Origin of the sequence: Phytohabitans flavus, assembly GCF_011764545.1 — a bacterium.
GTDB lineage: Bacteria > Actinomycetota > Actinomycetes > Mycobacteriales > Micromonosporaceae > Phytohabitans > Phytohabitans flavus.
This window is the reverse complement of sequence record NZ_AP022870.1, coordinates 4540288-4560591: the sequence shown is the minus strand read 5'-3', so window position 1 is coordinate 4560591 and position 20304 is coordinate 4540288. Positions and strand designations below refer to the sequence as shown.

Below are 20304 nucleotides of genomic sequence, written 5' to 3'. Positions count from 1 at the left end.
CAGTCTCGCGCAGGTCGGCCGCGAGGGCGCGGCCGCCCACTTTCAGGGGCTTCTCAGCGGTTTCAAAGCAACACCGCGCCAAGCTCGTCTCGTGGAGACGACCACGCGACAGCCGGCCAGCGCGGCAGTACGGGCGCTCGCCCTCATCCGGTTGACCCGGCCGTGGTTCTGGCCGCTGGGCTGGGCCGGCGCGTACTTCGGCTGGGTGCTCGCCGCCGGCCGCTGGGTGCCACCCGCCCGGACTGACCCGGCGGCGGTGGCCGCGGTCGTCGTGCTCGGGCCGCTCGTCTGGGGTGCGGTCCTCGCCCTCAACGACCTGCACGACCTGCCGAACGACCGGCGCAGCCCGCGCAAGGCCACCGCGCCGCTGGTCACCGGCGTGCTCACCGAGGTCGACCTCAAGCGCGCCTACCGTTGGTGCAGCGTGGCCGCCATCGCGGTCGCGGTACTCGCCGGGCCGCTGTTCGTCGCCGGCACGATCATCGTGCTGGTGCTCGGCTGGCTGTACAGCACGCCGCCGATCCGCCTCAAAGCCCGCCCGGGTGCCGACGTCGCGGTGAACACGCTTGTCGTCGGCGTCTTCGCACCGCTGGGCGGATGGTCGCTGCACCGGTCGGTACTCGACTATCCACCGGTCCTGGTCCTGCTCGGGCTCCTGCTGGGCGCCGCACTGTACCTGCCGACCACGGTGATGGACCGCGACGCCGACCTGGCCGCGGGCGACAACACGAGCGCCGTACGGTGGACGCCCCGCACCTGCTACCGGATCGGCCTAGCACTGTGGACGGTCGCGAACGTCATCTGGCTGGCCTGCTGCCACCTCGACGTCTTCGTCCGCCGCGACTCGTGGACGCTCCAGACCGTGGCGGCGCCCATGCTCGTGGCGGTCTACGCGGTGGCGACCCGCAAGCCCTCGATCCCGCGCATGGCCGTGGTGTCGGTCGCCTTCGCCGTACCCGGCGCCGACTTCCTCCGCGCCATCACCGGATAACAGCGTTCAGTCGTCGCTGTAGCCGAGTTTCTGGAGGCGGAACCACTTGGCGTAGAGGCCGCCCGCGGCGATGAGGGCGTCATGGGCGCCCTGCTCGACCAGGCGACCCTCGTGCATCACGTAGATGACGTCGGCGTGGCGGATGTTGGCGAGCCGGTGCGTGATGAGCACGGTGGTCTTCACGCCGTGCCGGGCACGTACCGCGTCGAAGAGCGCGGCCTCGGCGGGCGCGTCCAGCGCGGACGACGGTTCGTCCATGATGAGCAGGTCCGTGTCGCGCAGGAAGCCGCGGGCGGCGGTGATCCGCTGCCACTGGCCGCCGGAAAGGTCCTGGCCCTGGGCGAACGCGCGGTCCAGCATCGTGCTGTAGCCGTGCGGCAGATCGACGATCATGTCGTGTGCCACCGCCTTGGCCGCGGCCGCCTCGATGCGCTCCTGGCCGGCCGGGTGGTCGATCTCGCCCATCGCGATGTTGGTGGCGGCGCTGAACGGCCACTTGTAGAACTCCTGCGACACCACCCCGATCCGGGCACGCAGCAGGTCGGGGTCGAGGTCGGTGGTGGGTACGCCGTTCCAGCGCACCACGCCGGAGTCGGGCGTGCGCAGGCCGGCGACGATGGCGGCCAGCGTGCTCTTGCCCGAGCCGTTCTCCCCGGCGATCGCCACCATCTGCCCGGCCTCGATGCGCAGGCTCACGCCGGCCACGGCCGCGGTGTCCCGGTCCGGGTACGTGAGGGTGACGCCCTCCAGGCTCAGGCCGGTGAGCGGGCCGGGGGTGCGGTCGCCGGCGGGCGGCGGCAGGTACTCGTCGGCGCGCTCCATGAAGCCGGTGTAGTCGCGGAAGTGGCGACCTTCGGCGTATAGCCGGTCGACCTGGAACGTCACCGTGGCCAGCGCCCGCTGTGCCGCCTGGACCGCGATGACCCCGGTCGCGGCAGCGGAGAGCGGGATCCGGTCACCGACGAGCAGAACGCCCAGCAGCACGTACACGGCGGCGGTGGCGACGCCCCCGATCGCCGCGCCAACGCTCGTGGTGACCGTCACCCGGCGGGCCAGGCCGAGCTGGATCGCGGTCTCCGCGGTCATCACCCTGTCGTACTGGCCGAGCAGGAAGTTCCGCAGCCCGTAGGAGCGCAGCTCGGCGGCCGGCTGCCGCATGGCCATCAGGTGGTTGAGCAGCCACAGCCGGCGGCGGCGGACCGTGCCGGCCAGGTACGTCTGGTACTGGAGGTGCCCGGCCCGCAGCGCGGCCCACGCGGTCGGCGCTGTGGCCAGGAAGAGCGCCGGCAGCAGCAGCGGGTGGATGACCACGACGGCGGCGGCGACCGCGAGCAGGCTCACGACGCCGGCCAGCAGGTTGATCGCCGCCTGTACGACGAGGGTGGTCGAGTCGCAGCCGCGCCAGGCACGTTCCATCTCGTCGCTGAACGTGTCCTGGTCGAAGGACTCCAGCCGGACCCGCGTCGTGGTCTCGTAGAGGTGGCGCTGCACGGTCCGGTCGACGAGCGGGGTCAAGCCGTTCGAGGCGAAGCCGGTGGCGGTGCCCAGCGCGGCGCGGACGGCGGTAAGCGCGCCGAGGGCGATCAGCGCGGGCAGCGCGGCCCGTACCCGTTCAGGCGTCGGGCCGCCGGCGAAGAGCCCGACGAGCACCTGCTGGGTGGCGAGCAGCCCGAACGTGGCCATGGTCCCGGCGCCGAGCGTGGCGCCGACGATGACCATGGTCCGGCCGCGGCTGGCTCGCCAGCTGACCTTGAAGGCCGCGTAGATCAGCTTGGGCAGCTCGGCCAGCACGGCCGCGATGGTGGCCTCGGCCCGGGCCCGGACACCGCCTTCCCACCACACCGAACGGAGCTCGGGCAGCACGGTCGCCTCCGGCGCCGGCGTGGCCCGCTCGGTATCGGACGTCACGGTCATCTCGCCTCCCCACATGGTGGCCAAGGAGTCGAGGGCTGACGTCCTACAGCACTACGGTCCTGTGTCGACCGTAGGCGATTTCCGTGAGCAAAGCCCCTCGGAAGTCATGAGAACGACTTGAGCGGAGCTACCGCAGGCGATCGAGCACCATCGCCGCCACCGCGCCGTACGCGAGGTGGGGCACCACGTCCGAGGCCCAGTCGGCGGCCGACCAGTTGCGCGGGTTGGTGACCTTCAGCATCGTCAGGGGCGCGTCGGAACCGACCATCGCCGCCGCCCCGAGTAGGACCGCGGTGGCACCCCAGGGCAGGCGGCGACCGACGAGCGCGGAGTAGCCGGCCGCGACGGTCGCGCCGGTGAGGTACCCGAGCAGCGCGCCGAGCCCGGAACGGCGGTTGCCCGCGGAGTCGCCCGTGCCGAGGCTGAGGTGCCCGGCTTTCGTCAGGCGTTCGACGCTGCGCTCCGGCGTCGTGCTGGCCGGCCGGCCGCGCGTAGCCATGTCGAGGTAGGTGACCGCGTCCAGGGCCGCGGTGCCGGCCGCCCCGGCGAGCAGGCCGCGGACGATCGGGGGCGTACTGGCTTGTGGGCGCATGCTCACAGGGCTACCCGCCGCCGCCCCTCCCATGCATCGCCCCGGCAACGCTCGCGACCCCTTCTGCTCCTGGGCCGAGTCCGAGATCTGAGCTACCGCGACGTCCGTCGGGGTCCAGACCGCTGCTCCCGCGGCCTCACCCTTCGCGGTTCACAACCCCGCCCGCGCAATCGCCGTCGCTTCCTGGCGGTCGCGGCGGGAAAGCGCTTGCCATAGGATGGCGTCAATCCTGCGAATACCGGCGACTTCGCCTGCGTTCCAAACCCGGCAATAGCCCCCATACCCGAGCCGACCGACCGGTCGGCTGGTGGCGCTTCGCCCGATTCTATGCAACAAAGCTGCAAATGGTACGCATTGACGGGCTTACCCGGCTTTCCTACGTTGACAGGAAAGCGCATTCCCAATGCAGGGAGGTCCCCACAGTGCAGGCAGCGCAACACGGCCCGGCTCGGCGGCGGGGCACGGGCACCCGGATCGCTCTGGTGGCTGGCGTCACCGCCGCGGTCACGGCGCTGGTATTCACCATCGGTAGCGCCGCGAGTGCGGCCACGCTCTTCTCGGACGACTTCGCCGACGGCAACGCCAACGGCTGGAGCACCTCGGGCGGCAGCTGGTCGGTGTCGTCCGGCGCGTACGCGCAGTCGGGCAGCAGCTCCAGCGCCAAATCGCTCGCCGGCTCCACGTCCTGGGGCACGGCGACCGTGTCGGCAACCGTCCGGCCCACCACGTTCGGCTCGGCGTCCTCGCGCGGGATCGGCGTCGCGGCCCGCGTGCAGAGCACGTCGAACTTCTACGCGCTCGTGCTCACGCCGAACTCGGTGCAGATCCGCAAGGGCGCCGGCACCACGCTCGCCTCGGCGTCGTTCTCGGCGGCCACCGGCACCTCGTACACGCTGTCGTTGAGCGCGACCGGCGGCTCCCTCGTCGGCTCCGTCAACGGCGTCCAGCTCGTGTCCACATCGGACAGCTCGTACGGCACCGGCCGCGCGGGCCTCGTGGCCAACTACGTCGCGGGCAGCTTCGACAACGTACTGGTGACCGACGCGGCCGGCCCCAGCCCGACCACCGCGCCGCCGACCTCACCGTCCACATCGCCCACCACCTCACCCACCCCCTCGACGCCGCCGACCAGCACACCACCGCCCACCACCACGCCACCGCCGCCCGGCGGGATCGTCGGCTGGGCCACGCAGGCTGGCGGTACCACCGGCGGGGCGAGCGGCCCCACCGTGACCGTGTCCAGCTGGGCCGACCTGCGGACCCAGGCGCAGACCGCGGGCGCCCGGACAATCCTGGTGAACGGCATGCTCAGCGGCTCGGGCACCATCGAGGTCACCGCCAACAAGACGATCCGCGGCGTCGGCGCCAGCTCCGGCATCTCCGCCACCACCCTCAACATCGAGGACATGCAGCCGGCGAACGTCATCATCCAGAACCTGAACATCCGCGGCGTACCGGGTGGCGACGCGATCCAGATCGAGAACGCCACGCACATCTGGATCGACCACAACACCCTCTCCAGCACCATCGAGAGCGACGTCGACTTCTACGACGGCATGATCGACATCACCCACGCGGGTGACTACATCACCGTCTCGTGGAACATCGTCCGCGACCACTGGAAGACCTCGCTTGTCGGTCACTCCGACGGCAACGCGGGCGAGGACGAGGGCCACCTGCGCATCACGTACCACCACAACTGGTTCGACCGGACCTTCGAGCGCAGCCCACGAGTGCGCTTCGGCGAGACGGTCCACGTGTACAACAACTACTACACGAACGTCAACAACAACGCCGCTTCCTACGCCATCGCCTCCACAATGGACGCTGGTGTGCTCGTCGAGGGCAACGTCTTCGAGAACGTGCAGCAGGCATGCTGGTCGGCGAGCGGGTACGCGGACTCGGACCCCGGCCGCCTTGTGGCGCGGGACAACTCGCTCACCAGCTCCGGGCCGTGTGAGGTCAACGGCACGGTCGCCCCGATCCCGTACGGCTACACGGCGCAACCTTCCGGCGCCGTCAAGGCATCCGTCACGGCGGGCGCCGGCGCGGGTCGCATCTGACCAAGAGGTCAGCCTCCGCGCGCGGTCGGAGCGGGGCCGGCGACCAGTCTCGGCTGGTCGCCGGCCCTAGACCAGCAATTCCGAGAAAGAAACAATCGACTAGAGGTCTTCAGGGTCGGGGTCACGTTCGATCTTCTTGAGACAAGGTATATTCCCGGTCCGCGTCAGTCACAGACCGTATGCTCCCGCGGGCACCGCGCAGCCCCGCTTCCTTGATCGGCGGGGGTCGGGCTGGGTGTACGCGAGAGATCGTGGTACCCAACTGCCCGCAGAGGGGCAGTTCGATACCACGATCTGCCAGACGGCGCCCGTCGTAGCGTCGATCAAGCAAAACCCAGCGCCCTTGGGCGCGTGCCTGTCTTGGATGGACCCCCGTCTACCCGCCGAGCTAGGTCAAGGCTGGGGCCGGAGCGCGGACCCGGCAGCGAAGGTCGCGGTCGGCCGACCACGACCCCGGGGTGAGCCTGCCCCACCACGCAGGGTGAGGCCGCGGGAGCGACGGTCCGGACCACAACGACATCGCGGTAGCCCGACTTCCTTGGTTTGGAATCTTTATCCCCGCAAGGCGCCGAGGCCTCCCCAACCCTGAAAGGTCTCTAGATCCAGGAGTCTCCGGGGACGTCGGCGGCGCGGAGATCTGGCCTGGATCGCGGTCGCTGGCAGGCCGGGGCGACCACACATCGCCCGGCCGGGCGCGCGGGCGCGCGCCACGTTTACGAGGGGTCATCACGACAGAGCCGCCGGGTGAGTGGACGCGATGTCAGGGACCACCGCCGGGGGTGCGGCCCCAAGCCGCTCAAAGCGGGCGCATCGGTGCGCCCAGCTCCAGAGCCCGCCGGGCCGACAGGCCCGCCGTCGGCCCTCCGGGCCGTGTGCGGGCAGGAGTGGTCCCCCGCCCGCCGCGACCGTCACGGCACCAATCAAGATCTCGACAAAATCCCTGATTTTGCTGCCTCAACCTTCGCGAGAAGTAGCAAAGTCAGGGATTTTGTCTGGATCATGACCGGGATCTGGGTGGTGCGTCGCTCGGGGTTGCGGCTACCCCTACGCCTGCGGGCCGGGGTGGGGTGTGAACCGCGGAGGGTGAGGCTGCGGGAGCAGCGGTCTGGACCACCGCGGACATCGCGGTAGCTCAAGGTCTTGGAATAGGTCGTCTAGGCCTGTCTGGCGGTTACGTAGGGTGGCCTTGTGCGATTCGGGGTGCTGGGGCCGCTGGCCGTGTGGACCGACAGCGGCGCGCCGGTGGCGATACCCGGGCGAAAGGTACGGGCCCTGCTGGCCGACCTGCTCGTGCACGAAGGGCGCGCGGTGTCGGTGGACCGGCTGGTCGCGGACCTGTGGGGCGAGTCGGCGCCGGCGGATCCCGGTGCGGCCGTACACGTGCGGGTCTCGCAGTTGCGCCGGGCCCTGGCCGGCGCGGAGGCTGGCGGCCGCGACCTGGTCGTCTCCCAGCCTCCCGGCTACGCCCTGCGGTCCGGGCCGGACGGGGTGGACGCGGCCCGGTTCGCGTCGCTGGCGGCGGAGGCGCGATCGGCGGGCGACCCGCGAACCCGCGCCGGGCTGCTCGCGGAGGCGCTGGAGCTGTGGCGAGGGCCGGCGCTGGCCGACTTCGCCGACGAGGAGTTCGCCGCCGTGGCCGTGGCGCGGTGGGAGGAGCAGCGGCTGGCCGCCGTGGAGGCGTACGCGGAGGCGCGGCTGGCTCTCGGCGAGCACGGCGACCTGGCCGCGGACCTGGCCGAGGCGGTGGCCGAGCACCCGTACCGGGAGCGGCTGCGCGCGGCGCACATGCGCGCCCTGTACCGCGCCGGGCGGGTAACCGAGGCGCTGGACAGCTACCAGGACCTGCGCCGCAGGCTCGCCGACGAGCTGGGGCTGGACCCTGGGCCGGAGTTGGCCGCGGTGCACCGTTCGATCCTGGCTGGCGACCCGGCGGAGGAGGCGCCGGCGGCACCCGCCCGCCCGGTGCGGCCGACCACCAACGTGCCGGCCCCGCTGACCGAGCTGATCGGGCGGGAGCACGCCGTGCGGCGGGTGCGCGAGCTGCTCACGGCCGGCCGCCTCGTGACGCTGACCGGCGCGGGCGGGGTGGGCAAGACGAGCGTCGCCCTCGCGGTCGCCCGCGCCGCCGCGAGCGGCTTCCCCGACGGTACCTGGCTGGTGGATCTGACCACATGGGACGGTCGGGGTGACGCGGCCGAGCCGGTACTCTCCGTCCTGTCCGTGCCGGACCCGCCGGGCGCCCCAGCGCCGGCCGCCGAGCGGCTGGCCGCCGCGCTGGGGGAGCGGCGGGCACTGCTCCTGCTGGACAACTGCGAGCACGTGATCGAGCCGGTCGCCGACCTCGTCGCTGCGCTGCTCGCCGCCGCACCCGGACTGCGGGTGCTGGCCACCAGCCGGGAGCCGCTGCGCCTGCGCGGCGAGGCGCGGTGGGAGCTGCCGCCGCTGGAGGTCCGGGACACCGACGATCCGCCCCGGCTTGTCGAGTCCTCCGCGGTACGGCTGTTCCTGTCCCGGGCCGGCCTGGACCCGGCCACGGAATCGCTCGCGGACGTGGCCGAGATCTGCCGGCGACTGGACGGCATCCCGCTCGCCCTGGAGCTGGCCGCCACCCGGGTACCCGCGCTGGGCGTGGCCGAGCTGGCGAGCCGGCTGCGGGTGCCGCGCGAAAGGTTCGGCCTGCTCGGCACCGCGCCGCGTGACGCGCCGGCCCGGCAGCGCACGCTCGCCGCGGTGATCGACTGGAGCTGGCGGCTGCTGTCCGAGCCGGAGCGGACGGTACTGCGCCGCCTCTCCGTCCACTCCGGAGGGTGCACGCTGGCCGCGGCCGAGGTGGTCTGTGCGGGCGACGGGGTGGCCGCCGGCGAGGTGCTCGACCTGGTGGCCCGGCTCGTCGACAGGTCACTGGTGGTACGCGCGGACCCGTCCCGGTTCCGGCTGCTGGAGTCGGTCGCCGCGTACTGCCTCGACCGGCTGCGCGAGGCGGGGGAGGAGACCGCGCTGCGCCGCCGGCACGCCGACCACTACCTGGCCTTGGCGCAGGAGGCGGAGGGGCGGCTGCGCGGGTCCGGGCAGCGGGAGTGGCTGGGCCGGCTGGACGCCGAGGCGGCGAACCTGCGCGCGGCGGCGGAGACGTTCCGGCGGGAGGGCGCGGCCGAGGAGGCGGTACGGCTGGCCGGCGCGCTTGTCTGGTACCGGATCCTGCGCGGCCGCCTGATCGAGGCGCGCCGGGCGCTGGCCGAGGCGCTCGACGTGCCCGGCCCGGTACCGCCCGCGCTGCGGGCCGGCGCCGAGTGCTGGGCCGCGGGCCTCGCCATCCGGCAGGGCGAGGCGGGCCCGGAGGCGGCGGCGGAGGTGCTCCAGCGGTACCCGGCCGGCCCGGTCGAGCGGGCGCGGGCCGAGTGGTTCGTGGCCTCGTCGATCATCGACTTCGGCGACGACGCGGCCACCGGTGCGCTGCTGGAGAGCGCGCTGGAGACGTTCCAGGCGGCGGGGGATCGCTGGGGCGAGGCGGCCGTGCTCAGCACCCGGGCGATGCTCCAACACATGCGGGGTGACACCGCCGCCCTGGAACGCGACGCCCGCCGCGGCGCCGAGCTGTTCGGCGTACTCGGTGACGACTGGGGCGTACTTCAGGCGACGGACTGGCTGATCGGCCTGGCCGACATGACCGGCGACTGGTCCGAGGCGGCACGGCTGTGCCGGTCCGGGCTGCGGATGGCCGAGGAGCTGGGGCTGTGGCCCGACGTGGCGGCCCGGCTGGCCTGGCTGGGCTGGATCTCGGTGCAGCAGGGCGACCCCCGGAGCGCCCAGGAGTACGCCGGCCAGGCCCGCCGCCTCTCCGCCGAGCACGGTCAGCGGCCCGGCGAGGTGTTCGCCACGATCACCCTGGCGTTCGCCGCGCGCCGGGCGGGCGACCTGGACACGGCCGAGGAGCACCTGAGGTGGCTGCTCGCCTCCGCCCGGGCGCAGCAGAGCGCCGAGGCCAGCCCGCCGTACCTGCCGATGGTCCTGACCGAGCTCGGCCTGCTCGCCGCCGAGCGGGGCGACCCGGCCGCCGCGCTGGCCTGGCACCGCGAGGGCTTCGACGCCAACCAGGAGGCGGGCTCGCCGCAGGGTATGGCGTGGTCGGTGGCCGGGATGGCGGGCGCGCTGGCGCTGGACGGCCGGGCCGCGCTCGCGGCGGAGCTGCTCGGCGCCGCCGACGCCGCGCGGGCCGCCACCGGGCAGCCGCTGTCCGATGTGGACAAGGCCGAGCTGGCCCGGACGGCAGCCGCCGTCCGAGCCGCGGAGCCCGACTTCGACGCCCTCTTCGAGCGGGGCGGCAAGCTCACCCTCGAACAGGCGCGGGAGATGGCCTACTTGGGCACGTAGATGTGTACGACGATGCCCGAGTCGAAGCGGTCGATGTCGGCCAGCTTCAGGTGGGTGGTGTCGAAGCCGGCCCCCTCGAAGAGGTGCTTGCCGGCGCCGACCACGACTGGGAAGTACCAGAAGTGGAACTCGTCGACCAGCCCGTGCTCGACGAGCGTGCGGTCGAGTTCGCCGGTGCCCCACTTCATGATGTTCTTGCCGGGCTGCTCCTTGAGCCGGGCCACCTCCTCGGCCACGTCGCCCTTGATGAGCGTCGAGTTCTTCCAGGTGGTCTCGGTGAGCGTGCGGGACGCCACGTACTTGGGGAGTTCGTTGAACATGTCGGCGTCCGGACCGGACCGGACCGACCACGCCTCCGCGAACCCCTCGTACGTGACCCGGCCGAGCAGCATCGCGTCGGCGGAGGTCAGCAGCTTGCCGGCGTAGCCATTGTGGTCGGCGTCCCAGTACGGCTGCCCCCAGTGTTGTGGCTCCGCCCGGGAGGCGGTGGAAGGGCGGGTGTCGTCGATGATGCCGTCCAGCGACACGAACGTGGACTCAATGAGTTTTCGCATGTCAGTAGCGTGCGCGCGGCCCCTTACGATTTCCTTCAGGTCGCCTATCCGTCTGCGCTCTACTGTGGATGATCTTGTTCGGCTTGCTGACTGCGGGTAGGGTCGCCCTCACCCTAGGGGGAGACACGGGTGGGAGGGGCGGATGCGGCCGTTGCAGCTTGCCCGATTCGTCCGCGCCGCGCGCTGGATGGTCCGCCGCCCGGGGTGGCTGCTGGTGACCGGGCTCGGGCTGGCGACCGCGCTGGCGCTGCTCTTCTACGGCGCCTCCAGCACCGGCGACGGCGTCCCCAACGCGGCGCTCAACCTGGGCACCAGCATGCTCGGCGCGCTCATCACCGTCGCGGTCATCGGGCCGATCATCCGGTACGTCCAGGAGGGCACGGTCCGGGAGCACGGGCGGCTCGACTACACCTGGTTCAGCGACCAGGTGGCCGACGCCACCCAGCACGTGCAGATCCTCACCACCTTCTCCAACGTGCTGGACCACCCGGCGACCGACAGGTTCCTGCGCGGGCTGCGCTTCGCGCTGAACCGCGAGGCGCAGGTGCGGATCCTGCTGCTCAACCCCAACTCGCTCGCCGTCGACGTGCGCCAGCAGGAGCTCGCCGGCGGCCACATGCGGCTCTCGGTGCAGCGCGAGATCATGCGAAACCTCCGCCGGCTCATCCCCTTCGCGGCCGAGCTGGGGGAGCGCGACCGCCAGCGCTTCGAGGTGCGCCTCTACGACGCCTCCGCCTCGATCACGCTGTACCGCTGGGACGACCGCGCGCTCGTCTCGTTCCTGCCGATCGGGCGCTTCTCCGAGTTCGGGGCGCAGCTGGAGGTGACGATGCGCTCGCCGCTCGGCGAGTTCATCGAGCAGCGCTTCGAGGAGCTGTGGGACGACCGGGCGACGATCACCATGGCCGACTTCCTGCACCTCGGGCTCACCCTCGTCGAGGACCAGCACAACGCCCGGCAGCTCCACGCGCGGTACGTCGAGCACGACCAGATCTGTTACGTGGTACACAGCGAGGTCCTCGCCGCTATGGCGCGGCGCCCGCCGAGCCTCCGCGCCTTCCTGCGTGGAGATTCGTCCGTCTTGCATGATCTGGTTATCGTGGACAGCCAGGATCCGGAGCTGCACGAGGCACTGGACACCGCATTCGTGGAGAAGTACGACGTACACGCACACGCCTTCATTGGTCTCCGTCCGGTGCCCGCGTAACCAGCGCCGCCGGGTGGTCGGGTGTCGTTGACCCTGGCCGTCGTGGGCAGCGGGTCGCTCGCCCGGGCCACCTGCCTCGCGCTGTCCACAGCGGACACTCCGGGCCTCGCCGGCCTGAAGGTGGTGCTGCTCGCCCGCGACGTCGCGGCCGCCACCCAGATCTGTCACGTCTCGTCGGTACGCGCGGCGGTTTCCGGCCGGACGGCACGCTTCACAGCGGTACCCGTCGATCCGACCGACCCCGACGCGGTCGCCGGCGCCTTGGCCGCGGACCGGCCGGACGGTGTGCTCGTCTGCGCCTCCACCCACTCTCCGTGGGAGCCGGCCGACCGACCGTCGGCCTGGACCGCGCTGGTCGGCCGGGCCGGTTTCGGGCTGACCCTCCCGTTCCAGGCGGAGGTGGCGCTGGCGGTCGGTGCCGCCATCCGGCGCTCCTGCCCCGAGGCGTTCCTTGTCAACGCGTGCTTCCCGGACGCGGTCAACCCGCTGCTGGCCGCCTGCGGCGTGCCGGTGCGCGCCGGCGTGGGCAACGTGGGGATCGTCGCGGCGGCGCTACAGAGCGCGCTCGGCCTGCCCGACCAGGGCGGCTGCACGTCGTCGGCCACCACCTGCACCTGCACGCCCCGGCCGACCCGGCGGACGAGGCGCTGGTCTGGCTCGACGGCGCGCGCCTCGACAACGTCACGGAGCTGCTCGCCCCGCACCGGACGACCAGGGGCGGGCGCGGCAACAACGACATCACCGGCCTCCTCGCCGCGCGGGCCGTCGCCGCGCTGCTCACCGGCGCGACGGAGGAGACGCATCTTCCGGGTGTCGCTGGACTGCCCGGCGGGTACCCTGTCCGGACCACGGCGGGCGAGGTGGCCCTGCGCCTGCCCCTTGGCGTGGATGTGGACCAGGCGGTCGACGCCAACAGGAGGTGGGCCATGCGGGACGGCGCACTCGTCGAGGACGGGCAGGTGCGTTTCGGACCCGCGGTCACCGGCGCGCTCGCACCGCTGTTGCCGGCGTACGCGGACGGGTTCGCCGCCGGCTCGGTCACCGAGGCCACCGCGGCCTTCCACGCTCTGCGCGAGCGACTGCGGTCACAGGCAGCCAGTTGAGCCCCGGCCCCACCCGAGAGGAACCAGCCCGTGCGTAACCCCACCGTGTCGCCGCCGACGTCCGGCAACCTGCTCGTCGACTTCTACGACCGGCTGCCCGAGGTCATCGCGCACTGCGTACCCGATCCGTCGCCGGTCGCCGACCCGGTCGTCTTCTCTCCCGGCTTCGCCCTCCCCGAGCTGGACGACGCGGTCCGCAGCTACCTCGCCGTCGCGACCGCCCAGTGGCAGCCGGTCGGCGAGTACCGGGGACACCGCATCACGCTGCTCGACCTCACGGGTAACCCCGGGACGCACACCACGAAGACGTACGCCTCGCTGCTGATCGTGGCCCGGGCCGTGGAGCACATCCGGCGCACCGGGCGCTCGGTGATGATCGTTTCACCGACCTCGGCGAACAAGGGCGTGGCGCTGCGCGACGCGGTACTGCGGGCGCTGGACGCCGGCCTCGCCGAGCCGGAGCAGCTGCGGATCGTCACGCTCGCCCCGCAGACCGGCCGGCACAAGCTCCGCGCCACCCGGCTCTCCACCGATCCGGCGCTGCGCGCGCTCAACCCCCAGCTGCTGTACACGGGCAAGGAGCCGGAGGCGGTCAAGTCGCTCGCCCGCGACTACGTACGGGAGCACGCCGCCACGCTGCACCGCACCCGCGGCCTGGACGTGTGGTTCTCGCTGGAGCTGAGCAACTACATGGTGGCCGACGCCGGCCGGGCGCTCTTCGAGCAGCGGGTCGACCCGACCGACGCGGCCGACCGCCCTCGGGTGCACGCGCACGCGGTGTCGTCGGCGTTCGGGCTGCTCGGTTACCACGCTGGGCGGTCGCTCTTGGAAAGCACGGGTGTGGCCAGCGCCGCCACCCGCCCGGCCAGCCTGCTCGTGCAGCACCTCGCCACGCCCGACATGGTGCTGTCGCTGCGCGCCGCGGCCGGCTCGGCGCCGTCCCTGCCGCCGTACCCACTTGACCCGGCCACCGGCCTCTTCCGCCAGGCGGGCGCGGACCCGCACTTCCCGGCGGTGACGTACGACCCCGACGAGGTGCTCGACGCCACGTTCTACACCCACCGGCCGGTCACGTCCGGCGCGATGAACGAGATCATCACCCGCTTCGGCGGCGACGGGATCGTCGTCTCGCTCGCCGAGTGCGTGGCCCGCTACCCGTACCTGCGCACCTGGCTGGGCGCGGCACTGCCACTGCTGCCGGCCGACTTCCGGACGCTGCGCGAGTGGTCGACGGTGATGGCGTTCACCGGCGTGACCAACGCGATCGACCGGGGCCTCGTCGAGCCCGGCCGCGACGTGGTGGTACACGGCACCGGCTGCTACGCCGACGGCAACCTCGAGCCGCTCTGCGGTGACGGCTTGGTCGAGGTGGCCGACGTCGCCGACATCACGGCCGCCGTGCGCTGAGGATCCGCTCACCCCCGGCCGGGTGCACGCCCGGCCGGGTTTCGCGGCGCCACCGGCGTCGACACGATGAACGAGCTGATCGTCTGGCCGTAGAGAAGGAACTCGTCCAGCACCGCCTCCAGCGCCTCGATCGCCGGCACGTGCACCTTGAGCAGGAAGCAGTCCTCGCCGGAAATGCGGTGGCACTCGCTGACCTCGGGCGTGCGCGCGGCCAGCTCGGCGATCTTCGGTAGCTGCCCCGGCCCCGGCCGGATCCGCACCCAGGCCGCGACGGGCAGCCCGATCGCGGCGGGGTCGACGTCCAGCCGGTACCCCCGGATGACGCCGGCCTGCTCCAAGCGGGCGATCCGCTCGCGGACGGCCGGCGCGGACATGCCGACCCGGCGGGCGAGCTCGGCCGCGCTCGCCCGCGGGTCCTCCTCCAGGGCGCCGAGCAGCCGCCGGTTGGTGTCGTCGAGCAGCGACTTTCCCTCCGGAAAGCCGGACGGTGGTCGGGGTGCGCGGGTGCTCATCGGTGCGTCCCCTTTTCCTTCGAAAGCGCATGGCCACAGGCGGCTCCGGTTTCGAGGATATGGGCATGCCAGCGCCCGCCACCCGGCTGCCGCCGCACGCGTACTTCGCGGTCAGCGCGGTCTTCCACTACCTGGGGCCGGCGTTCGCGGTGCTGCTGTTCGCCCGCGTCGAGGCCCTGGGCGTCGCGTGGCTGCGGATCGCCGCCGCCGCGGTCGTGTTCGCGCTGTGGCGGCGGCCGTGGCGGCTGTGGCCACGCCTGGACCGCCCGACCCGCCTGCTGCTGGCCGGGTGGGCAGGCGTGCTGGCGCTGATGAACAGCGTCTTCTACCTGGCGCTGGAACGGCTCCCGCTCGGCACGGTGGCCGCGATCGAGTTCCTGCCGGTGATCGTCCTAGCCGCCTTCGCCACCCGCACCTGGCGCAACCTCGCCGCTCTAGCGAGCGCGGTGGCCGGCGTGTACCTGCTCACCGACGTCAGGCTGGTCAGCGAGCCGCTGGGCATCGCACTCGCCGCCGCCAACGCGGTGCTGTTCGCCGCCTACATCGTCCTCGGCCACCGCGTCGCCCGCACCGAGAAGGTGCCCGGCATCGACGGCCTGGCGCTGGCCATGCTGATCGCCGCCCTGTTCGCCCTGCCGATCGGCGGTGGAGCCGCCGCGCCCGCCTTCGCCGACCCGGTCGCGCTGGCCGCGGGCATCGGCGTGGGCTTCACGTCCTCGGTCGTGCCATACGTGGCCGACCAGCTAGCGATGGCCCGGCTCGCCCGCGCCACATACGCGCTTATGGTCTCGCTGCTACCCGCCACCGCGACCGTCATCGGCGTGCTGGTGCTGGCCCAGATCCCAACGGCACCGGAAATCGCCGGCGTCCTTATGGTGGTCACCGCCGTCGCCATCCACCAGGAACTCACGCCAGCTCCTTTGTAGACCTTCCAGGTCCGTCCACATCGGTGGCCTCAGAATCCATTGCAAGAGAAAGACTTGAGCTACCGCGATGTCCGCGGTGGTCCAGACCGCTGCTCCCGCGGCCTCACCCTCCGCGCTTCACAACCTTTGCCCGCGGGCCGGCGGCGGGCCGTCGCCCCAGCGGCCTCCGGAGCTGGGCGCACCGATGCGCCCGTCCGGATCGGCTTGGGCGCCGGCACCTCAGCGCCCGCGATCAAGGCCCGATTCCGGTCTTTATGGGCGAGCGCCTGGCTTACGGCGTGGGGCGGCGCGGGGTGGGCTTGCAACGGATGGCTTCGGCTTGGCCGCGCAGCGTGCAGCGGCCGGCGCCGTAGGGCAGGAGTGCCGTGTCGCCGGCGCGGACCGTGAGTGGCGGTGCGTGCTCGGGCACCAGCTCGGCCGTGCCGACGGTTACGACGACGATGGAGAAGGCCGGCTCCAGCTCGCTCACAGGGTCCGGGCAGAGCCGTTCCGCGGCGAAGAACGGGTCGGCCAGGTCGGGGAACAGGCTGCGTACGCCCGGCCGGTCCGATGCGCGCGTCCCGCGCAGGCTGTCGATGCGGTCGGGGGTCCAGGCCTGGCGGTCCACACAGGACAGAGCGACGTCGTAGCCCAGGCCGAGGTGGCCGGCGTCCGGGCCGTCGGTGAAGCCCTCCCACTCCAGCAGGATGGAAAAGTCGGTCGGCTCCTGCACCTCGACGAGAAAGATGCCCTCGCCGATCGCGTGCGGCACCCCGGCCGGGCAGACGACGGCGTCGCCGGGCCGCACGGGTATCTGGTTGGTGGCCGCGAGCATCTCGTCCACCCGCTGCTCGGCGACCCAGCCGGCGACCTGCTCCGCCGAGACGTCCCAGGCGAAGCCGAGGTGCACGACCGCGTCCGGTGCCGCCTCCACGATTACCCACGCCTCGGTCTTGCCGTACGGCGAGGCGAGGTGGACGTCCGCGAACCGGCGGTCGGGGTGGACGTGCAGCGGCAGCCGCTGGCCGGCGTCGAGCAGCTTGACCAGGATCGCCGGGTCGTGGCCGTGCGCGGCGATGTGCTCCGGCCCCAGCCACCACTCGGGCCGCGCCGCGACCGCGTCGGCGAGCAGCCCGCCGTCCGGGAGGACGGACAGGCCCAGCGGCGCCTGCGCGAAGCGGCTGGTGGTCGAGCCGATCCAGTCCTCGGGGTAGTACGGGTCGTCCGGCGCGGCGATGCACCGGAAGCTGTGTATACGGCCCGCACCCCGGTAGAACGACCGCGGTGTGTTGGCGGGCAGCAGCATACGACCACCGTACTGCCCAGTGGGCGCTGACAACCTGGGCTCGCGCGGTCTCGTACAGGAAGGGTGAGGGAAGCCGAGCGAAGGTGGAGCGATGCGGGGTTCGGAGCACGACGAGAGCTTCGTCCAGTTCGTCCGCGAGTCCGGGCCGCAGCTTTACCGGGTGGCTTACCTGCTCACCGGCCAGACGGCAGCCGCCGAGGACCTGTACCAGACGGCGCTGACCCGGTCGTACACGGCGTGGCGCCGGGTGCGCGAGGCGGACGCGTACTGGTACGTGCGGCGGGTCCTGGTCAACCTGCACACCGACTGGTGGCGGGCGCCGCGGAACCGGCGCGAGTGGCCCGTGTCGGCCCTGCCGGAGCGGGTCGCCCCGGACGACCCGGCCACGGCGGTCGCCCACCGGGACCAGGTAAGCCGGGCGTTGCAGGCCCTCACCCGCCGGGAGCGTGCGGTGATCGTGCTGCGGTACTTCGGCGACCTTAGCGAGCACGACATCGCCCAGGAGCTGGGCGTCAGCGTGGGCACCGTGAAGAGCACCGCCGCCCGCGCACTGGCCAAGCTGCGGCTGTCCCCGGACCTGACCGAACCGTCCCAAGAGGAGATGACTCGCCGTGCGTGACATCGCGGAACTGCGGCAAGCGATGGCGGAGGAGACCGCCGACCTGGCACCACGAATTGGCGCCGAGGAGATCCTGCGCGGCGGGCAGCGCCGCGCCCGGCAGCGAACGCTCGCGGGGGTGGCCGCTGGCGTGGCGATTGTCGCGGCGGCGGTACCGGTCGCGGTCTGGGCGATCGGCGGTGGCGATCGAGGCGACGCCCTGGTGGGCAGCTCACCACCGGTGCCTTCGGCCTCCGCCTTCGTGAGCACGGGGAGGGCGGAACCGCCGTACCCAAACGGCTGTCCCGCCGATCCGAAGGCCGCCGAGGCGATCGGCGACACGATCCTGACCGGGGTAACCAACTCCCGGGGCCAAGAGATAATGGTGCGGTTCCTTCGCGGCGACAAGGGCGCTGGCCGGACGGCGGGCTTCGGGATCGGGCTCCGCGACCCGGCCACCGGGAAGGTGGAGGACCTCGGCTGCTCGTTCGACTTGGCGCTTCCCCAACCGTGGGGGGTCTCCCGGACCAGACTGCCGAGTTCGACGGGCCGATCTTCAACGCGCCGGGCAGCACCACGACGATCGTCAGCGCGCTGGTGGGGCCGGTCGACCGGATCACCGCGACCTACGACGGCGAGTCCTTGCCGGTCGAGTTCCGCCGCTGGAGCGCGTACCCGGAGCTTGTCGTGTACTGGATCACCGACATCCCGGCGGACGGGGCGCTGAACCCCCGGGACAGCACCCACCCACTCGTGACCATCTACGACGCGGCCGGGAATGTCCTCGATACGTCTCGCTAGTGCAGGCGGTAGACCCTGCGGGCGGTCCGGGCGAATACGTCCTCCTGGGCCGCGGGCGGGTAGTCGCGGAGGGCGCGCTTCCAGGCCGAGACGAGTGGGGGCAGCTCCGTCCAGATCTTCTCGACCGGGAAGTTGCTGCCCCACATGCAGCGTTCCGAGCCGAACAGCTCCAGGCAGGTCGCCGCCACCAGGTTGATCAGTGGCTGGTCGACGCGGTGCACGAACGTGCCCTGGCCGGTCAGCTTGGCCACGACGTTGGGCAGCTCGGCCAGGCGGCGCAGCCCGCGGATCCATTCGTCCACCCTGGACGGCTCGGGGCTGTCCAGCATACCGGCGTGTACCAGCACGAACGTGGTCTCCGGAAACGCTTTCACGAACGCGGCCGCGTCCGCCATCTGGTCGGGGAAGACCTGTAGCTCGAAAAGCCAGCCGAGGTCGGCGAGCGCGGCGATGTTGCGGCGGAAGGTGGGGTCGTTCATGCGGTCGGGCGCGGAGGCGAAGCGGAACTCCGGGCGTTCGTGCCAGTGCAGCTGGAGCCGGACGCCGCGGACCAGCGGTGTAAGGGCCGCCTGGCGGCGCATGACCTCGACCGCGTCCGCCGCGAAGAGGTCCGCGGCGCCGACCACGGCCGTCGGCCATCCGGTTTCCGCGTGTACGTCGCGCAGCCACCGGATCTCGTCCACCGCGCGGTCCAGCGGCCAGTTCGTCTGGATGTACACAGAGGACGTTATGCCGCACCCGGTGGCCTCCGTGATGTACTCGCCGGCCAGGTAGTCCCGCCGGATCGGCTCGTACCCCCGAAGATGCGCGGCACCATCTCACCGTTCAGCCACGGCAGGTCGGCCCGGCGCCACAGGTGGTGATGCGCGTCGACGATGTCGGTCATGCTCTCGCTCCCGAGTGAAGAGGCGCCAGGCGGCGCGGCGCGGGCCGGCTACGACAGCGGGGATGCGCTCCACTTCGGACAGGCCGGTCGCCAGGTCCTGTACGCCGCCGAGGTGGTCGAGGTGGGGCAGCAGGCCGGCCATGCCCCGGGTCACCGGGCGGTACGTGGGGAGCAGGCCAGCGGCGACCACCACACGAGCCGGTGGCCGAGGCGGGAGAGCCGGTCGGTGGCGCGGACCATGTCGGTGGGATCGCCGCGTTCGAGGCCGTCGGAGATCACCACGATCAGCGCGCCACGGGCGAGGGCGAGGTAGCGCGGGTTGGCGAGGAACCGTCGCAGGGCCTCGCCGATCGCGGTACCGCCGTCCGCGTCGGTGACCGCCCGGGAGACGGCCGCCAGCGCCGGGTCCACCCCCGCCCCGGAGAGCGCGCCGGTGATCCGGGTGAGCTGGGTGCCGAACGTGAAGACCTCGGTGCGGGCCGGTGCGGCCTGCCGCGCGGTGTAGGCCAGCCGCAGCAGGTCCGGCGTGTGCCGCTTGAGCGAGCCGGAGACGTCGAGCAGGAGCAGCAGCCGGCGGGCCCGGGGCGGCCGGGTGCGCCAGCGGAGCCGGGTGAGCTCGCCGCCGTCGCGGCGGGCCTGCCGCCAGACGCGTCGCATGTCCAGCGTCCGTCCGGAGCGGGCCGGCCGCCGGCGCCGGGACGGGATCACCGGGAGGCTGGCGGGCCAGGCCACCAGCAGCGAACGCATCAGGTCGCGCTGCCGGGCGTCCGAGCGGCCGAAGGTACGGCCGCCGGTGGTGGCGGCCGCGCTCGCCTCGACCCCACCGCCCGGGCGTTCCTCCATTGTGGATATCGCGCCGTTCTCGCCCGACGACGTCACCTGACCGTCTACATCGTCTGGTGGCGGGGTGACGACCTCCGTCACGAGGCCGTGCACGAACCAGGCGTCGAAGACACGGTCGAAGGCGGCGAGGCCGGCGATGTCCGAGAGCAACGTGACGCGGGCGTACCAGTAGAGCGCTCTGACGTCGCGGGGCCCGCGGCCACCCAGCGCCCGCAGGAAGTCCTCCTGCTTGGCCGGCGCTGCGCCGATGC

General features: G+C 72.4%; 18 protein-coding genes. 9 read left to right on the top strand and 9 right to left on the bottom strand.

Annotated elements, in window-relative coordinates:
* Positions 1-91: 91 nt before the first annotated feature.
* Complete coding sequence (locus Pflav_RS19885; protein WP_173037490.1) at positions 92-991, top strand: UbiA family prenyltransferase; 900 nt, start codon at positions 92-94, stop codon at positions 989-991.
* Positions 992-997: 6 nt separating this feature from the next.
* On the opposite strand, the gene Pflav_RS19880 is transcribed toward Pflav_RS19885, so the two are convergent.
* Both Pflav_RS19880 and Pflav_RS19875 read right to left on the bottom strand, forming a co-directional pair.
* Positions 998-2905 carry an ABC transporter ATP-binding protein gene (locus tag Pflav_RS19880; protein ID WP_173037489.1) on the bottom strand — a complete coding sequence of 636 codons (1908 nt, stop codon included), beginning with the start codon at positions 2903-2905 and terminating at the stop codon, positions 998-1000.
* A 127-nt stretch (positions 2906-3032) separates the two neighbouring features.
* On the bottom strand, positions 3033-3497 hold the full coding sequence (locus tag Pflav_RS19875; protein WP_173037488.1) for a hypothetical protein: 465 nt from the start codon (positions 3495-3497) through the stop codon (positions 3033-3035).
* Between the two features lie 422 nt (positions 3498-3919).
* Here Pflav_RS19875 and Pflav_RS19870 point away from each other — a divergent pair, with 422 nt between their 5' ends.
* Positions 3920-5560: a pectate lyase family protein gene (locus tag Pflav_RS19870; protein WP_232071651.1), complete on the top strand. Its 1641-nt coding sequence runs from the start codon at positions 3920-3922 to the stop codon at positions 5558-5560.
* A gap of 1188 nt (positions 5561-6748) precedes the next feature.
* Positions 6749-9931 carry a BTAD domain-containing putative transcriptional regulator gene (locus tag Pflav_RS19865; RefSeq protein ID WP_173037486.1) on the top strand — a complete coding sequence of 1061 codons (3183 nt, stop codon included), beginning with the start codon at positions 6749-6751 and terminating at the stop codon, positions 9929-9931.
* Here Pflav_RS19865 and Pflav_RS19860 read toward each other — a convergent pair.
* Positions 9916-10485: a dihydrofolate reductase family protein gene (locus Pflav_RS19860; protein WP_173037485.1), complete on the bottom strand. Its 570-nt coding sequence runs from the start codon at positions 10483-10485 to the stop codon at positions 9916-9918. The two genes, Pflav_RS19865 and Pflav_RS19860, sit on opposite strands and share 16 nt — an antisense overlap.
* Before the next feature lie 142 nt (positions 10486-10627).
* Between Pflav_RS19860 and Pflav_RS19855 the strand changes: the two genes are divergently transcribed.
* Positions 10628-11692 carry a hypothetical protein gene (locus Pflav_RS19855; protein ID WP_173037484.1) on the top strand — a complete coding sequence of 355 codons (1065 nt, stop codon included), beginning with the start codon at positions 10628-10630 and terminating at the stop codon, positions 11690-11692.
* Positions 11693-11856: 164 nt separating this feature from the next.
* On the opposite strand, the gene Pflav_RS19850 is transcribed toward Pflav_RS19855, so the two are convergent.
* Complete coding sequence (locus Pflav_RS19850) at positions 11857-12117, bottom strand: hypothetical protein (RefSeq protein WP_173037483.1); 261 nt, start codon at positions 12115-12117, stop codon at positions 11857-11859.
* A 36-nt stretch (positions 12118-12153) separates the two neighbouring features.
* On the opposite strand from Pflav_RS19850, the gene Pflav_RS19845 reads away from it, so the two are divergent.
* Both Pflav_RS19845 and Pflav_RS19840 read left to right on the top strand, forming a co-directional pair.
* Entirely contained in the window at positions 12154-12795 is a 642-nt protein-coding gene (locus Pflav_RS19845) for a hypothetical protein (protein ID WP_173037482.1), read from the top strand.
* 30 nt (positions 12796-12825) lie between these two features.
* Positions 12826-14202, top strand: coding sequence for a DUF6002 family protein (locus tag Pflav_RS19840; protein ID WP_173037481.1), 1377 nt, complete (start codon positions 12826-12828; stop codon positions 14200-14202).
* 8 nt (positions 14203-14210) lie between these two features.
* Here Pflav_RS19840 and Pflav_RS19835 read toward each other — a convergent pair whose 3' ends face one another.
* Positions 14211-14714, bottom strand: a complete 504-nt coding sequence (locus Pflav_RS19835; protein ID WP_173037480.1) for an Lrp/AsnC family transcriptional regulator — start codon at positions 14712-14714, stop codon at positions 14211-14213.
* Between the two features lie 65 nt (positions 14715-14779).
* Between Pflav_RS19835 and Pflav_RS19830 the strand changes: the two genes are divergently transcribed.
* Positions 14780-15640, top strand: a complete 861-nt coding sequence (locus Pflav_RS19830) for an EamA family transporter (RefSeq protein WP_173037479.1) — start codon at positions 14780-14782, stop codon at positions 15638-15640.
* A 271-nt stretch (positions 15641-15911) separates the two neighbouring features.
* Here the strand turns inward: Pflav_RS19830 and Pflav_RS19825 are convergent, their stop codons facing one another.
* Positions 15912-16925 carry a class I mannose-6-phosphate isomerase gene (locus Pflav_RS19825; protein ID WP_173037478.1) on the bottom strand — a complete coding sequence of 338 codons (1014 nt, stop codon included), beginning with the start codon at positions 16923-16925 and terminating at the stop codon, positions 15912-15914.
* A 91-nt stretch (positions 16926-17016) separates the two neighbouring features.
* Here Pflav_RS19825 and Pflav_RS19820 point away from each other — a divergent pair, with 91 nt between their 5' ends.
* Positions 17017-17544 carry a SigE family RNA polymerase sigma factor gene (locus Pflav_RS19820; protein WP_173037477.1) on the top strand — a complete coding sequence of 176 codons (528 nt, stop codon included), beginning with the start codon at positions 17017-17019 and terminating at the stop codon, positions 17542-17544.
* Between the two features lie 489 nt (positions 17545-18033).
* Entirely contained in the window at positions 18034-18324 is a 291-nt protein-coding gene (locus Pflav_RS19815) for a hypothetical protein (RefSeq protein WP_173037476.1), read from the top strand.
* Here Pflav_RS19815 and Pflav_RS19810 read toward each other — a convergent pair.
* The 3 genes from Pflav_RS19810 to Pflav_RS45905 all read right to left on the bottom strand — a co-directional run bounded on the left by Pflav_RS19810 (position 18321) and on the right by Pflav_RS45905 (position 19957).
* The gene (locus Pflav_RS19810; protein ID WP_197938649.1) at positions 18321-19043 is read right to left on the bottom strand and encodes an amidohydrolase family protein; all 723 of its coding nucleotides are present in this window, start codon (positions 19041-19043) and stop codon (positions 18321-18323) included. The genes Pflav_RS19815 and Pflav_RS19810 overlap by 4 nt on opposite strands.
* 8 nt (positions 19044-19051) lie before the next feature.
* Positions 19052-19210 carry a hypothetical protein gene (locus Pflav_RS43755; RefSeq protein WP_197938648.1) on the bottom strand — a complete coding sequence of 53 codons (159 nt, stop codon included), beginning with the start codon at positions 19208-19210 and terminating at the stop codon, positions 19052-19054.
* Between the two features lie 150 nt (positions 19211-19360).
* Positions 19361-19957 (bottom strand): VWA domain-containing protein, encoded by a 597-nt coding sequence (locus Pflav_RS45905; protein ID WP_269474632.1) that lies wholly within the window; start codon positions 19955-19957, stop codon positions 19361-19363.
* Positions 19958-20304: the final 347 nt, after the last annotated feature.

Bases quoted from the DNA above. Each gene is read 5' to 3' on its own strand.
- Pflav_RS19880 (WP_173037489.1), bottom strand. From the start codon at position 2,905: ATGACCGTGACGTCCGATACCGAGCGGGCCACGCCGGCGCCGGAGGCG.
- Pflav_RS19875 (WP_173037488.1), bottom strand. From the start codon at position 3,497: ATGCGCCCACAAGCCAGTACGCCCCCGATCGTCCGCGGCCTGCTCGCC.
- Pflav_RS19860 (WP_173037485.1), bottom strand. From the start codon at position 10,485: ATGCGAAAACTCATTGAGTCCACGTTCGTGTCGCTGGACGGCATCATC.
- Pflav_RS19855 (WP_173037484.1), top strand. From the start codon at position 10,628: ATGCGGCCGTTGCAGCTTGCCCGATTCGTCCGCGCCGCGCGCTGGATG.
- Pflav_RS19850 (WP_173037483.1), bottom strand. From the start codon at position 12,117: ATGGCGGCACCGACCGCCAGCGCCACCTCCGCCTGGAACGGGAGGGTC.
- Pflav_RS19835 (WP_173037480.1), bottom strand. From the start codon at position 14,714: ATGAGCACCCGCGCACCCCGACCACCGTCCGGCTTTCCGGAGGGAAAG.
- Pflav_RS19830 (WP_173037479.1), top strand. From the start codon at position 14,780: ATGCCAGCGCCCGCCACCCGGCTGCCGCCGCACGCGTACTTCGCGGTC.
- Pflav_RS19825 (WP_173037478.1), bottom strand. From the start codon at position 16,925: ATGCTGCTGCCCGCCAACACACCGCGGTCGTTCTACCGGGGTGCGGGC.
- Pflav_RS19820 (WP_173037477.1), top strand. From the start codon at position 17,017: ATGCGGGGTTCGGAGCACGACGAGAGCTTCGTCCAGTTCGTCCGCGAG.
- Pflav_RS43755 (WP_197938648.1), bottom strand. From the start codon at position 19,210: ATGACCGACATCGTCGACGCGCATCACCACCTGTGGCGCCGGGCCGAC.
- Pflav_RS45905 (WP_269474632.1), bottom strand. From the start codon at position 19,957: ATGCGTTCGCTGCTGGTGGCCTGGCCCGCCAGCCTCCCGGTGATCCCG.